Source organism: Pseudomonas triclosanedens, assembly GCF_026686735.1.
Taxonomy (GTDB): domain Bacteria; phylum Pseudomonadota; class Gammaproteobacteria; order Pseudomonadales; family Pseudomonadaceae; genus Pseudomonas; species Pseudomonas triclosanedens.
On the sequence record NZ_CP113432.1, the window covers coordinates 2,398,194 to 2,411,829 of the forward strand.

General features: G+C 67.6%; 15 protein-coding genes. 8 read left to right on the forward strand and 7 right to left on the reverse strand.

What is annotated here, in order from left to right:
• Positions 1–873, forward strand: a complete 873-nt coding sequence (locus tag OU419_RS11310) for a LysR family transcriptional regulator (protein WP_254473356.1) — start codon at positions 1–3, stop codon at positions 871–873.
• Positions 874–909: 36 nt separating this feature from the next.
• Here the strand turns inward: OU419_RS11310 and OU419_RS11315 are convergent, their stop codons facing one another.
• Positions 910–1,254 (reverse strand): hypothetical protein, encoded by a 345-nt coding sequence (locus OU419_RS11315; protein ID WP_254473354.1) that lies wholly within the window; start codon positions 1,252–1,254, stop codon positions 910–912.
• Positions 1,255–1,467: 213 nt separating this feature from the next.
• Between OU419_RS11315 and OU419_RS11320 the strand changes: the two genes are divergently transcribed.
• Positions 1,468–1,806 (forward strand): I78 family peptidase inhibitor, encoded by a 339-nt coding sequence (locus OU419_RS11320; RefSeq protein WP_254473352.1) that lies wholly within the window; start codon positions 1,468–1,470, stop codon positions 1,804–1,806.
• Positions 1,807–1,863: 57 nt separating this feature from the next.
• Here the strand turns inward: OU419_RS11320 and OU419_RS11325 are convergent, their stop codons facing one another.
• Both OU419_RS11325 and OU419_RS11330 read right to left on the reverse strand, forming a co-directional pair.
• Positions 1,864–2,121, reverse strand: coding sequence for a hypothetical protein (locus OU419_RS11325; RefSeq protein WP_254473350.1), 258 nt, complete (start codon positions 2,119–2,121; stop codon positions 1,864–1,866).
• Between the two features lie 136 nt (positions 2,122–2,257).
• On the reverse strand, positions 2,258–3,181 hold the full coding sequence (locus tag OU419_RS11330; RefSeq protein ID WP_254473348.1) for a LysR family transcriptional regulator: 924 nt from the start codon (positions 3,179–3,181) through the stop codon (positions 2,258–2,260).
• Between the two features lie 118 nt (positions 3,182–3,299).
• Between OU419_RS11330 and OU419_RS11335 the strand changes: the two genes are divergently transcribed.
• Positions 3,300–4,049, forward strand: a complete 750-nt coding sequence (locus OU419_RS11335; RefSeq protein ID WP_254473346.1) for a 3-oxoacyl-ACP reductase family protein — start codon at positions 3,300–3,302, stop codon at positions 4,047–4,049.
• A gap of 128 nt (positions 4,050–4,177) precedes the next feature.
• Here the strand turns inward: OU419_RS11335 and OU419_RS11340 are convergent, their stop codons facing one another.
• Together OU419_RS11340 and OU419_RS11345 are read right to left on the reverse strand one after the other, a co-directional pair.
• On the reverse strand, positions 4,178–5,266 hold the full coding sequence (locus tag OU419_RS11340; protein WP_254473344.1) for an FUSC family protein: 1,089 nt from the start codon (positions 5,264–5,266) through the stop codon (positions 4,178–4,180).
• A gap of 75 nt (positions 5,267–5,341) precedes the next feature.
• Entirely contained in the window at positions 5,342–6,790 is a 1,449-nt protein-coding gene (locus tag OU419_RS11345; RefSeq protein WP_254473342.1) for an ArnT family glycosyltransferase, read from the reverse strand.
• A 120-nt stretch (positions 6,791–6,910) separates the two neighbouring features.
• Between OU419_RS11345 and OU419_RS11350 the strand changes: the two genes are divergently transcribed.
• Complete coding sequence (locus OU419_RS11350) at positions 6,911–7,969, forward strand: metallophosphoesterase (RefSeq protein WP_254473340.1); 1,059 nt, start codon at positions 6,911–6,913, stop codon at positions 7,967–7,969.
• A gap of 87 nt (positions 7,970–8,056) precedes the next feature.
• Positions 8,057–10,120: a putative bifunctional diguanylate cyclase/phosphodiesterase gene (locus OU419_RS11355; RefSeq protein WP_254473338.1), complete on the forward strand. Its 2,064-nt coding sequence runs from the start codon at positions 8,057–8,059 to the stop codon at positions 10,118–10,120.
• Here OU419_RS11355 and OU419_RS11360 read toward each other — a convergent pair.
• Positions 10,104–10,970 carry a LysR family transcriptional regulator gene (locus OU419_RS11360; protein ID WP_254473336.1) on the reverse strand — a complete coding sequence of 289 codons (867 nt, stop codon included), beginning with the start codon at positions 10,968–10,970 and terminating at the stop codon, positions 10,104–10,106. The genes OU419_RS11355 and OU419_RS11360 overlap by 17 nt on opposite strands.
• Positions 10,971–11,080: 110 nt before the next feature.
• Here OU419_RS11360 and OU419_RS11365 point away from each other — a divergent pair, with 110 nt between their 5' ends.
• Genes OU419_RS11365 through OU419_RS11375 form a run of 3 tightly spaced genes read left to right on the forward strand, consistent with a single transcriptional unit; the run spans position 11,081 to position 13,386 of the window.
• Complete coding sequence (locus tag OU419_RS11365) at positions 11,081–11,716, forward strand: ankyrin repeat domain-containing protein (RefSeq protein WP_254473334.1); 636 nt, start codon at positions 11,081–11,083, stop codon at positions 11,714–11,716.
• Positions 11,717–11,728: 12 nt separating this feature from the next.
• Positions 11,729–12,184 carry a nucleoside deaminase gene (locus tag OU419_RS11370; RefSeq protein WP_254473332.1) on the forward strand — a complete coding sequence of 152 codons (456 nt, stop codon included), beginning with the start codon at positions 11,729–11,731 and terminating at the stop codon, positions 12,182–12,184.
• On the forward strand, positions 12,181–13,386 hold the full coding sequence (locus tag OU419_RS11375) for a CynX/NimT family MFS transporter (RefSeq protein WP_254473330.1): 1,206 nt from the start codon (positions 12,181–12,183) through the stop codon (positions 13,384–13,386). Before OU419_RS11370 ends, OU419_RS11375 begins: the two co-directional genes overlap by 4 nt.
• A 20-nt stretch (positions 13,387–13,406) precedes the next feature.
• On the opposite strand, the gene OU419_RS11380 is transcribed toward OU419_RS11375, so the two are convergent.
• Positions 13,407–13,607, reverse strand: coding sequence for a hypothetical protein (locus OU419_RS11380; RefSeq protein ID WP_254473328.1), 201 nt, complete (start codon positions 13,605–13,607; stop codon positions 13,407–13,409).
• Between the last annotated feature and the right edge of the window lie 29 nt (positions 13,608–13,636).

A 13,636-nucleotide genomic window follows, 5' to 3' on the forward strand; every position in this document is an offset into this window, starting at 1 on the left:
ATGCAATATCGCCTTGAGTACGCCGACCTCGCCCTGGTGCTGGCACTGGTTCGCGGCGGCAGCCTGGCCCGCGCGGCGGAGCTGCTGGATGTGGATGTCTCCACGGTGTTCCGCGCCGTGCGCCGCCTGGAGAAGGCGCTGGGCACGGCGCTGTTCGAGAAGGGCCGCAACGGCTACCTGCCGACCGCTACCGCCCAGCGCCTGCTCGGCCAGGCGGAGCTGGCCGAGCAGGCGCTGGAAGCCGCGCGGCTCGGCCTGGAGCAGGGCCACGACGTGCTCAGCGGCACCGTGCGCCTGACCTGTTCGGACACCGTGCTGCAGGGCCTGCTGCTGCCGGCCTTGGCCCGTTTCATGAAACGCTACCCGGCACTCAACCTGGAACTCACCACTTCCAACGCCTTCGCCAACCTCAGCCGCCGCGACGCCGACATCGCCCTGCGCCTGACCAGTGCGCCGCCCGAGCACCTGGTCGGGCGCAACCTGGGGGACGTCCACTACGTGCTCTGCGCGCACCGCGACTATCTCGCCGAGCAGGGCGGACGACCCTGGCAGGACATGAGCTGGATCGCCCCGGACGAGTTCCTGCCCGACCATTCCAGCGTCGCCTGGCGCCGGCAGGCGTATCCGGCGGTGATCCCCGCGTACCGCTGCAACAGCATGCTCTCGGTGCTCGATCTGTGCCGCGCCGGGCTTGGGCTGGCGGCATTGCCTGCGTTCCTGCTGCGTCCCGGCGATGGCTTGCAGGTGCTGGGGGGAGAGTTGCCCGGCTGCAGCACCAACCTCTGGCTGCTCACTCGCCCGGACTGCCGTGCGTTGCGCGCCGTGGTGACGCTGTTCGAGGAACTGGCCGGCAGCATCCGCCTGCCTGACTGAAACGGCAGGCCCCGCGCGAAGCGGGGCCTGGAGTGGTCACCAGTGGTGGTAATGGCCGGGCGGGCCGTAGTAGGCCGGCGGACCGTAGTAGCGCGGCGCGTAATAGCGCGGGCTGTAGTAGCGCGGTGGCGGGACCACCACCACCGGCCGGTAGACCGGATAGGGCTGGTAGTACACCGGTGGCGGGGGCGGGTAGTAGGCCGCCGGAGGGGGCGGCGCGTAGTAGGGCGCCGGGGCCGATCCGGCGACGATAGCGCCCCCGACCACGGCGCCGACTACCGCGCCGATGGCGGCGGCATCGCTGTTGCTGTTGGCCGATGCCTGTCCGGCGAGGGCCAGGCAACCGCAGAGGACGGCGAACTGGGGGAGACGGCGAAGCATGATGCACCTCCTGGAGAGCCCGACGTGGGGTCCGTATCCATGAGACATCCGCCCGGGCGGGAAACGTAACGGCGGCAGTGTAAATGTTGTGTAAAAGGCCAGCTGTGGCTCTGTGCCGGCTCTTCCGTGCATCAGGTTGCAATACTTGGCCGCCCCGGCGGCACGGTCATGCTGGTAAGGTTGCGCTCTTTCACGCAATCAGGGAGACCTTCAATGCCCTCGAACCCCATGTCCTGGAACCGCACACTGCTGTCGATCTTCGCCGTTGCCGCGCTGGCCGGGTGCAGCTCGAAGGACTCCTCGTCCGATACCGCCCCACAGGCTGCGCAGACTCCGCCCGCGCTGTCCGGCGCCTGCAATGCCAAGGCCGTGCAGTCGCTGATCGGCAAGGCCATCACCCCGACGCTGGCCGAAGAGGCCCGCCGCGATGCCGGCGCCAGCGTTTCCCGCGTACTGCGCCCGCACGAGCCGGTGACGATGGAGTACAACTCGCAGCGCCTGAACATCGATGTCGACGATCGGGGCGTGGTTCACCAGGTTTCCTGTGGCTGAGTTCGTCCCTGTGCCATGAAAAAGCCCCGCCAAGCGGGGTTTTTTTTCGTGCGCCGGTCAACGGTTGGCCGGCTTGTGGATCACCCGCAGCGCCTGGGTGGTCTGGTTGACGCACTCCTTGTAGTCGCCGGCCTTCTTGGCTTCCTCGGCTTTGGCGATGTAGTCGTGGACGACGTTCACTTTCACCCCGGTGGCGTTCTGGCTGGCGGTCGCCATGAAGTCGTTCAGGGTCTGCAGGTTGCTATCGCACAGTGCGCTGTCGGCAAAGGCCGGTACGGAAAACACTGCGGCGAGCAGCAGAGCGTACTTTTTCATTCGGGTTCTCCTGATGTTTGCGTCTCGAAGAAGTTCGAAATTAAGTTAGCTTGCTAATTATCGACAAGCGTTTTCACGACGAATTCACTGTAATTCTGATGTCCATCAGGAAAGAGCGGATCTATCGCGTCACTCGTCAGATCGCCGAAAATCGCTGCTCCAGGCCGCTGTTGCGGAAGTGATCGGCGACGTAGTCGACGAACGCGCGGGTCTTGGCCGGCAGCAGTTTCTGTGCCGTGAAGTAGATGGACGTGTTGCCGGCATTGACGTACCACTCCGGCAGCACCCGCACCAGCCGGCCATCGTCCAGGTACGGCAGGGCGTGCTGCATGCTCACCAGGGTGATGCCAAGCCCCATGAGGGCGGCGGAGCAGGCTGCCTCCGGGTCGCTCAGGGTCATGCGTTCCTTCAGGGCGATGGGAGCCTGCGCGTGCTGACGGTTGACCAACGGCCAGGGACGCACGCGGCCGGTCTGCGGTGAACGGATGCGGATGCCGTCGTGGCTGGGCAGGTCGCTGGGGTAGCGGATCGGCGGATGTGTGTCGAGATAGTCCCGGGAGGCCAGCAGCACCAGGTGCGCCGGCGAGAGCTTGCGCGCCACCACGCCCGGCGGCAGCTCGAATCCTCCGCCGATGGCCGCATCGAAGCCTTCACTGATCAGGTCCACCTGGCGGTTGTCGAAGTGCCAGTCCGGGCGGATCGCCGGGTAGCGTTCGAGGAAGTCCGGCAGCAGCGGCAGGATGTAGTCGCGGCCGAACACCAGCCCCATGCTGACCTTGAGTACGCCGCTGGGCTGGCCATCGGCGCTGGCCAGGTTGGCGATGGCGCTCTGCAGGCTTGCCAGGCTGCCGCTGGCTTCGTCCAGGAAGCGCTCGCCGGACTCGGTCAGCTTTAGGCTGCGCGTGCTGCGCTGGAACAGGCGCACGCCAAGGTTGTTTTCCAGCCGCGCCACATTCTTGCTCACTGCCGCCGGCGTCAGCCCCAATCGCCGGGCGGCTGCGGCAAAGCTGCCGGCTTCGGCGCTGCGCACGAAGCATTCGATACTGATCAGGCTTTCCATGAATGGGATTCCAGACATTTGGTAACGACTGAATATAGCGATTACCGGCTACTGCGGAAGTAGTCTGGGGAGGAGACTGGCCTCGTCGAACTTCTCCCACTCACTACCGGAGTCCCACATGAGCACTATCCAATCCCTCAGCGGCAAGGTCGCCTTCGTCCAGGGCGGTTCCCGCGGCATCGGTGCCGCTATCGTGCAGCGCCTGACCAGCGAAGGCGCCGCAGTTGCCTTCACCTACGTCAGTTCGGCGCAGAAGGCCGAAGACCTCGCCGCCAGCATCGAGGCTGCCGGCGGGCGCGCCCTGGCGATCAATGCCGACAGCTCCGACGCGGCGTCCGTCCAGGCTGCCATCGATAGCGCCGCGCAGCGCTTCGGCCGGATCGACATCCTGGTGAACAACGCCGGCGTGCTGGCCATCGCCCCGGTGGAGGAGTTCAGCCTGGAAGACTTCGATCGCACCCTGGCGGTGAACGTGCGCAGCGTCTTCGTGGGCGCCCAGGCCGCCGCCCGGCACATGGGCGAGGGCGGCCGGATCATCACCATCGGCAGCACCAATGCCGATCGCATGCCCTTCGGCGGCGGCGCCGTCTACGCCATGAGCAAGTCGGCCATCGTCGGCCTGACCCGTGGCCTCGCCCGCGATCTCGGTCCGCGCGGCATCACGGTGAACAACGTGCAGCCAGGCCCGGTGGATACCGACATGAACCCGGCTGACAGCGACTTCGCAGAATCGCTGATGGGCCTTATGGCGGTCGGCCGTTATGGCCGTGCGGAGGAAGTCGCCGCTTTCGTCGCCTACCTGGCGGGCCCGGAAGCCGGCTATATCACCGGCGCCAGCCTGACCATCGACGGCGGTTTCGCAGCCTGATTGGCGGCGGGGCGGCAAGCAGCGTTGAAAAATGCCCTGGGCGCGGAGTTTGCTCTCCGCGCCCAGGGCATTTCCATTCGCGGTTCAAGCTCCGGGGGCGCCGCCGTGCTCTGTTCCGGCCCCTGCAGTCAGGCTCTATCCCTGCTCTGGATGTTCCAGTGTCTGGCCGTTGCGGCGAGCTTCTCCGAGAGCATTTCCACCTGCTCATAGAGGCGCAGGGTCAGCCAGTAAAAGCCCTGTTTCTCGAAGGAATCGGTGAGGTTGTGCGGCCTGGGCGGCAGGCTTTCCAGGCCCTGGCGGGCCTGTACCAGCTTGCTGGTGCGGCTGAATTTCAGCGCATGGGCCGATTGCAGCAGCAGGCGGCCGATCAGCTGCCGATGGGCGTCCAGGCTCTCCGGCACCGGTTCGATTTCCCCGGCCTCGGCGGCGAACTGGCGCGAGGCGATCAGCGATTCCAGAGTGCCCATCACCGCGCGGTGAATGCGCTGGATGATCTCCAGGTCGCGCAGCGGCATCCCGGTTTCCCGCGCCACCGGCCCCAGGTGGGCGCGGGCGGCCACCAGGCGGTGGTCGAGTTCTTCCAGTTGCCGGGCGAAGTGCTCGGCGCTGAAATCGTGATTCGACGACAACTGCCCATACATCTGCGCGCAGGCCCGCAGGTTGTCCGATAGGAGGTAGCGCCACACGTAGACCGCCCGCAACGGATAGATCTGCGAGAACAGCAGGGCCACCGCCACGCCGATCAGCACGTTGGCCGAGCGCCACAGGCCCTCGGTGAAGCCGGTCTCACCAGGCCCCGCGACGATGCACAGGGTGATCCCGGCGAGCAAGGCGACGTAGCCGGGGCGGCGTATCGCATAGAACGCCGAGGCCGCGCCGAGTACCGACATCAGCGTGTAGGTGATGGCCAGCGAGCGGGTATGGTCGTAGACGGCGATCACGCACAGACCCAGCGCCGCGCCGACCAACGTGCCCAGCACCCGCTCGTAGGATTTGCCGCGAATGGTGCCCTGGTGCACCAGCCCGCCCATCACCACCAGCACCGTTACCGACGCCCACAGGCCGTGGGGAAGACTGAGCGCGCTGGTCAGCAGCATCGAGGCGAGCAGCGCCAGGCCGACACGGATGCAGTGGATCCAGGCGGCGTAGCGGTAGCGGGTGTAGGGGTTGGCCAGGCGGCGGAACGGCAGGGTGAGGATCGACGGGTGGTTCGCCAAGGGAAACGGCTCCTGTGCGGGCGGCGGCGCTGCTGCAAGGTTAGCCGTTCCCCGGGCGGGAGGCATGGCGGCGGGTCAATTCCCGCTTGTCGACGGGCCGATGAAGTAGTAGTCGCGCTGGCCGACGCGGAAGCGCTGCAGCACTGCCAGGGGTGGCTGCGGTGTTTCCACGCTTTCCATGACGGCGACATGCCTGCCCGGCTGGCTCAGGAAGGCCAGCAACTGCTCGCGGGTTTCCAGTACCGGCAAGCGGCTGCGGCTGTAGAACACTCCCGCCCCGGCCAGCCGCTCGCTGGGCTGGAACAGTGCGACCTGCTGGCCGTCAGCCTCCAACTGGCGAATCCACTCGGTCAGCGGCAGGAACGATTCCTGGCGGTCGGCGCGCGGTTCGATCAGCAGGGCATAGCCCAGGTAGAAACAGGGCACCAGCACCGCCAGGGCGAGTGCCGCAGCCCTTGCGCGCCGCGCCGCGATGGACTGGCTGGTGCGCCAGCCGCGCAGCAGCACGTCGGCGTATTCGGCCGCGATCACCGCGGCGGCCGGAGCGAGCGACATCAGGTAGACCATGCGCTTGCTCGACGCCAGGGTCAGCAGGGTGAACTGCGCCGCCAGCCAGAGGCAGAAGAACAGCAGGTGGCGGTCGCGAACCAGGCGCTTGCGGAAGTGCCAGAGGCCGAGATAGAGCAGCAGGTTCCACGGCAGGAAGGCTTGCGGCAGCCGCATGAGGTAGTAGTAGAACGGCTCGAAGTGGCCGGCTTCGCTGAACGAGCCATTGAAGCGCCCCACGCTGTTGGTCCAGAGGATCTCCTGCAACGCCGCGCTGCCGCCAGCGCGATACAGGAACAACAGCCAGACGACCAGCGGCACCAGGCCGAGCAGCGTCCATAGCAGGGGTCTGAGCCAGGCTCCGATCGCCAGTCGGCGATGGGTAAGGCTGTCCCACAGCAGGCAGGCGAAGATCACCACGCCCGGCAACGCCAGACCCAGCACGCCCTTGCTCAGGGTGGCGATGGCGATGCCGACGGCGAATGCCAGCCAATGCGCGGGCCTTCCTGGCGGTGCCAGCCAGGCTTGCAGGAAGGACAGCAGCGCCAGCGTAACGCCGAGGGCCAGCAGGGCGTCCTCGCCGACCTGGCGGGCGTTGCTCCAGAAGCTGGCCGTGGTCATCAGCAGCACGGCGGCGAGCAGGGCGAGTGCCGATGGTCGGCCAATACGTTTGAGCGCGCCGTAGAGCAGCAGCGTGCAGAGCAGGCCGGCGAATGCCGAGGCCAGGCGCACCGCCAGCGCTGTCGGGCCGAACAGGTGCATGGCGGTGACGTCCAGCCACAGGCTCAGCGGCGGTTTTTCCAGGAACGGCAGGCCATTCAGGCGCGGTGTCACCCAGTCGTGGTCGAGGTACATCTCCATCGCGATACCGGCCACTCGCGGTTCGGTGGAGCCTTGCAGTTCGTGATTGCCCAGCGCGGTGAAGAACAGCAGGCCGCCCAGCAGGAGCAGCATGACAAGGTGACGGTTGGAGGGCATGACGGGTCCGGTGTCGGTCGACGGTAGGGCAGGTATAGGCGATGACGCGTTAACGCGGCATTAACGTTCGCCGTGCTCCACTGCCGTGACTGTCTATCGGTATGCCCCCACGAGGTCGCCATGTCCGCCAGTCATCCGCTAACCATCGCTTCGAGACAGCCCCGTCGGCGTCGCCTGGGCATCGTGTTGCTGGCTCTGGTTTCCCTGCTGCTGGTGGCGGGCAGCCTGGCCGGGTTCATGGTGCTGGTGCCGCCGCCGCACTACACCCCGCTGGCGGGTCAGCCGGCTTCCCGTGTAACGCTGCTGGCGCTGGGCGACCAGGGGAGCGGCGACCTCCAGCAGTGGCGCGTGGCGGAGGGCATGGAGCGCGTCGCCGAGGACGAAGGCGGGGTGAACATGGTCCTGCTGCTGGGCGACAACTTCTACGGCAAGGCCCTGAGCGGCATCGACGATCCGGCCTGGCAACTGAAGTTCGAGCGCGTGTACCACGGCCGCTGGCTGAGCCATGTGCCGTTCTATGCGGTACTGGGCAACCACGACTACCCGGACTCCGCCGCCGTGGAGCTGGACTACGGGCGCCAGGGCAGCGGTTCCGGCCGCTGGCAGATGCCCGACCGCACCTATGTGCGCGACTTCGGCGAGGCCGAGGGGCGCCCGCTGCTGCGCGTGGTATTCCTCGATACCTCCCAGGACAGCGCCGGGCGTGAGCGCCAGGCAGGCTTCCTGCAGGAAGCCTTCGCCCGGCCCGGCCCCGCGCCGATGTGGAAGATGGTGGTGGCGCACCATGCCATTCGCAGCAGCGGCGGCAAGCACGGCGACGACCAGAAGCTGATGGAACAGTTGCTGCCGGCCATGCAGCGCAGCGGCGTGGACATCTACCTCGCCGGGCACGAGCACAACCAGCAGGTGATCCTGCGGCCCGGTGAGCCGGCCTGGCTGATTTCCGGCGGCGGCGGGCAGACCATCGACCCGCTCAAGCCCGTCGAGCCGACGCCGGACACGCCGTTCGCCGCGTCGCGTCCGGGGTTCGCCCGCCTGGCCTTCACCCCGGAGCGCCTGCAGCTCGCGTATTACGACGAGGATGGCCGCAAGGAGCAGCGCTTCCTCTGGGCGCGGGCCTGCCCGTGGATGGCCCAGGGTTGCCTGCGGCGGGACGACGTGGCGGTGACGACGAACTGATGCCCGCGCCAGTGGTTGTACTGCCGGGGTTTTAGCTAGAATCCGGACCTTTTGCGCGCTCCGGATTTGCGCGCCCAGAGAGTCCCCATGCTAGTAGGTAGTTACGATCCCGCCCTGGTCCTGATTTCGCTCTGCGTGGCGATTCTGGCGTCCTACACCGCCCTCGATCTTGCCGGACGCATCGCAACCGCCAAGGGCTGGCCGGTACTGCTGTGGATCGGCGGCGGCGGGGTGGCGATGGGCATCGGCGTGTGGTCGATGCACTTCATCGGCATGCTCGCCTTCAGCCTGCCCATCCCGCTGGGCTACGACCTCGACCTCACGCTGCTGTCCCTGGCCATCGCGATGCTCAGTTCGGGGTTCGCCCTGGCGCTGGTGAGCCAGGAGCGCCTGCCGTTCTGGCAGCTTTTACTCGGTGCGCTGGCGATGGGCACGGGGATCAGCTGCATGCACTACCTGGGCATGTACGCCATGCTCATGCAGCCGGGCATCGAATACGACCCGCTGCTGTTCGGTCTGTCCCTGCTGATCGCCGTGCTGGCGTCCGGCGCCGCCCTGTGGATCGCCTTCCGTCTACGCCAGAACACCCCTTACGTGCGCCTGGTGCGCGGCGGCGCGGCGCTGGTGATGGGCGTGGCGATCGTGGGCATGCACTACACCGGCATGGCGGCCGCGCGCTTCCCCGATGGCAGCTTCTGTGGCGCTGCGCCGAGCGGCCTGGGCAATGATTGGCTGGCGCTGCTGATCATCGTGGTCACCCTGGCGGTGATCGGCATCGCGCTGCTGACCTCGGTGCTCGATGCCCGCCTGGAGTCGCGCACCGCGCTGCTCAGTTCGTCCCTCGCGCAGGCCAACCAGGAGCTCACCCAACTGGCGCTGCACGACAACCTGACGCGCCTGCCCAACCGTGTGTTGCTGGAAGACCGCATCGAGCAACTGATCGGCAAGGTCCAGCGCAACGGCGGCAACTTCGCGCTGATGTTCCTAGACCTGGACGGCTTCAAGCCGGTCAACGATGCCTTCGGTCATCACCTGGGCGACCTGCTGCTCAAGGAAGTGGCCCGGCGCCTGCGTGACAACCTGCGCAGCGAAGATACCGTGGCGCGCATCGGCGGCGACGAGTTCGTGCTGCTGGTGGAACTGGCCGAGCCGGAAGACGCGGTGACATTGGCCAGCCAGCAGATCAGCCTGCTGGCGCAGCCGTTCCAGGTGGCCGGCCAGGAGCTGCGCATCGCCGCCAGCATCGGTATCGCGCTGTATCCCGGCGATGGCGCCAGCCAGCAGGAGCTGCTGCGCAACGCCGACGCGGCGATGTACCACGCCAAGGGTAACGGCAAGAACGGCTACAGCTTCTTCGAGCAGTCGATGAACACCAATGCGCGCAATCATCTGCAGCTGCTCCATGACCTGCGGGCGGCACTGGCTCGGGGCGAGTTTGTCCTGCACTACCAGCCCAAGTTCGCCGCCAGCGGCGAGCCGATCGGCGCCGAGGCGCTGCTGCGCTGGCAGCATCCGCAGCGCGGCCTGCTGATGCCCGACACCTTCATTGCCCTGGCCGAGCGCACCGGGCTGATCATTCCCATCGGCGACTGGGTGCTGGACGAGGCATGCCGGCAGATGCGCCTGTGGTACCTGCATGGGCGGGAGAGCTGGCGCGTGGCGGTGAATCTCTCGGCCTTGCAGTTCTGCCATGCCGGCCTGGTCGACTCGGTGGCTGCCGCGCTGGAGCGCCACCAGTTGCCGGCGCGCTGCCTGACGCTGGAAATCACCGAGACCACGGCCATGCGCGATGCCGACTCCAGCCTGGAGATACTCGGGCGGCTTTCGGGCATGGGGGTGGACCTGTCCATCGACGATTTCGGCACAGGCTATTCCAGCCTGCTGTACCTCAAGCGCCTGCCGGCCAACGAGCTGAAGATCGACCGTGGCTTCGTCCGCGACCTGGAGCAGGACAGCGACGACGCGGCCATCGTTTCGGCCATTGTCGCCCTGGGCCAGGCGCTGGACCTGCGGATCGTCGCCGAGGGGGTGGAAACCTCCGGCCAGCAGGACTTCCTCACCCGCCTGGGCTGCGATTCGCTGCAAGGCTTTCTGCTCGGCCGGCCAATCCCCGCCGAGCAGTTCCTCGACTGCCTCAGCGCGACGGCGTGACCTCGGCGAGCTGCGCGCACAGGCTGCGCAACTGCTCGCACAGGCTGCGGCCGGCGCTGCCCAGCTCCGGTCGGGCATAGAGCGCGAGCTCCAGCCCACCGATCGGTGCGAAACCCTGCTCGACGCCCAGCACACGATGGCCGCCGTGGCGCCCGCGCAGCGGCAACAGGCTGACGCCCATTCCCGCGGCGACCGCCGCCGACAGGCTGGCCAGGCTGCCGCTGCTGTAGCTGATGCGCCAGCGCCGGCCGCTGGCTTCCAGCGCATGGATCATCTCCTGGCGATACAGCGCGCCAAGCGGGAACACCACCAGCGGCAAGGGATCGCGGGCCGCCGCCGGGCTCTGCTCGCTGTCCAGCCAGGCCAGGGGCTCGGGCCAGTGCGCCAGGCAGTCGCTGTCGGCGCCCCATTGCTTGACCAGCGCCAGGTCCAGCTCGCCGCTGCGGTACTGGCGCAGCAGCTCCTGGCTCAACCCGCTGGAAACCTCCAGGCGCAGGCGTGGGCGCTGTGCGCTGAACGCCGCCAGCAGCGGCATCATCCGTTCGCCGGCGAAGTCCTCGGGCATGCCCAGGCGCAGGACGCCTTCGCTGTGCTCGCTGCTGAGCGCTTCGCGGGCCTCGCTGCCGAGCTGGAGAATGCGCCGCGCGTAGCCGAGCAACTGCTCACCCTGTTCGGTGGGCAGCACCTGGCGCTGGCTGCGGTCGAGCAGGCGGCAATCCAGGCTCTGTTCCAGGCGCAGGATCTGCTGGCTGACGGTGGACTGGGTGAGATGCAGCAGTTCGGCGGCGCGGGTGAAGTTGCCGGCATCCACCACCATCACGAAGCTGCGCAGGAGGTTGGGGTCTAGCATTCTGATTTCCACTGAAAGGCATGATTCTATTTAATTTCAACATAGAAAACGCCTTCGTCATACTGCGAGCGCTCAGTCGAGGCACGACAGCCAACATGGGGGAGCGCCACATGGACATGCCAACCATCCAGACCGAGGACGTACACAGCCGCGCCGCCGCCGATGCGCTGCTCGGCGCCGCCAGCGATGGCCGCGCGAGCGAGGTCGCCGCGCTGCTCAAGCGTGGCGTGCCGGTGGATGTCAGCGACGGGCAGGGCAACACGCCGCTGCTGCTGGCCACCGCGCATGACCGCGTGGAAGTGGCCCGCGTGCTGCTTGCCGCCGGCGCCGACGTCAACCGGCAGAACCGCATCCACGACAGCGCCTACCTGCTGGCCGGAGCGTCAGGCCGCCTGGAGATACTCAGGCTGACCCTGGCCAACGGCGCCGACCTGCGCAGCACCAACCGCTACGGCGGCACGGCGCTGATCCCGGCCTGCGAACGTGGCCACGTGGAGGTGGTCGAGACGCTGCTCGAGGCCGGCGTCGATCCCGACCACGTCAACAGGCTCGGCTGGACCGGGCTGCTCGAAGCCATCCTGCTCAGCGATGGCGGCCCGCGTCACCAGGCCGTCGTGCAACGACTGATAGATGCCGGGGCGAACCTCGACCTGGCCGACAACGACGGCGTTACGCCGCTGCAACACGCCCGCCAGCGCAACCAGACCACCATTGCCAGGATGCTGGAAGCCGCTGGCGCGCATTGACTGGATACTGCCATGCAACATGACGACTTCATGCGCGAGGCCCTGCAACTGGCCCGCGACAATATCGAGGCCGGCGGCCGCCCGTTCGGCGCCGTTCTGGTGAAGGACGGCGAGATCATCGCTCGTGCCGCCAACTCCATTCACCTGGACCACGACCCGACCGCTCACGCCGAGCTGCTAGCCATCCGCCGCGCCGCCGCCGTACTGGGTATGCCGCGTCTGGACGGCTGCGTGATCTATGCCAGCGGCCATCCCTGCCCGATGTGCCTGGCGGCCATGCACCTGTGTGGCGTCGAGGCCGCGTATTTCGCCTATTCCAATGACGACGGCGAGCCGTTCGGGCTGTCCACGGCGGCGGTCTACCAGCAGATGACCCAGCCGCCGCAGTGGCAGGCACTGCCGTTGCGGCCATTGCGCCCGGCGGGAGAGGAGGGCCTGTACGCCCGCTGGCAGGAGCGCCGCCCATGAGCCACAGCCTGGCTGCCGAGGCCGAGGGGGCGGCCCGCACGGGGTGGGTCGGCCTGCTGGTGATCGTTGCCCTGGGCATCAACCTGCGACCCATCCTTACCTCCATCGGCCCGCTGCTCACCGACATCCGCGAGGCCACCGGCCTGGGCTTCCAGGGCGCATCGATGCTCACTGTGCTGCCGGTGCTGTGCATGGGGCTGTTTGCCCTGGCGCTGCCCTGGATCGGCCCGCGCCTGGGCGAAAGCCGTGGCATGGTGGGCGGCCTGCTGGCCATCGGCGCTGCCTGCTTCTGGCGTCTGCTGCTGGACAGCGGCATGGCGCTGATCGCCAGCGCGGTGCTGGCCGGCACTGGCGTTGCGATCATCCAGGCGCTGATTCCCGGAGTGATCAAGCGCTGGTTCCCGCACAAGGTGCCGTCCGCGATGGGCCTTTACTCGGCTTCGCTGATGGCCGGTGGCGGCAGTGCGGCGGTGCTGGCGCCGGTGGTCTCCGAGCATTTCCAGCGCTGGCAGGACGGGCTGGGCGCCTGGCTGCTGCTGGCGCTCGTCGGCCTGCTGCTGTGGGCCGTGGCGCGGCCGCGCGAGACGCCGGTTGCGGCACCCGCGCGGCAGGCTGTGCAGCACTACTTCGGCAGCCGCCGCGCCTGGCTGCTGGCGACCTATTTCGGGCTGATCAATGGCGGCTACACCAGCATGGTCGCGTGGCTGCCGGTGTACTACCGCCAGCTCGGCTGGAGTGCCCAGGGCAGCGGCCGGCTGATCGGTCTGATGACCATCTTCCAGGTGATCGCCGCGCTCACCATCCCCTTGCTGATCCGCCGCTCGCCGGACCGCCGCGGCTGGCTGTGCGTGTGCCTGCTGATCCAGTTGGCCGGGTTTGTCGGGCTGATTTGCGCGCCGCTGAACCTCTCGGGCGTCTGGGTGGCGCTGATCGGCTACGGGCTGGGCTCGTGCTTCGCCCTGAGCCTGACGCTGACCCTCGACCATCTGCCCGATGCCGGCGCGGCGGGGCGGCTGGCAGCCTTCGTCCAGGGCATCGGCTTCATCATCACCGGCGTCGTGCCCTACGTGACCGGCTGGCTGCGCGACAGCACCGGCAGCTTCCAGGCGTCCTGGGTGCTGCTGGCGGTATCGGTGGTGATGATGCTGGGAGTGACGGTGCGCTTCTCGCCCAAGGGCTATACCCGGGCGATGGCGCGCTAGCCGCGCGCCGGAGGAGCGCGCTACACCGAGGTGGCGAGATAGATGCGGTAGGTGATGATCGACAGCATGCTCAGCACGCCGACCCACATGAGGAACACCCCGATGCCGCGGTGGCGAATGGTGAAGCCGATCCCCAGCATGAACATCCCGAAGACGATGATCGCCAGGGTGATGAAGAGGGATGTGGAATCCAGGGGGATGAAATGAGCGGTGGCGTCCACGGCGAATCCTTGTCTGAAGTGTCCGGTTC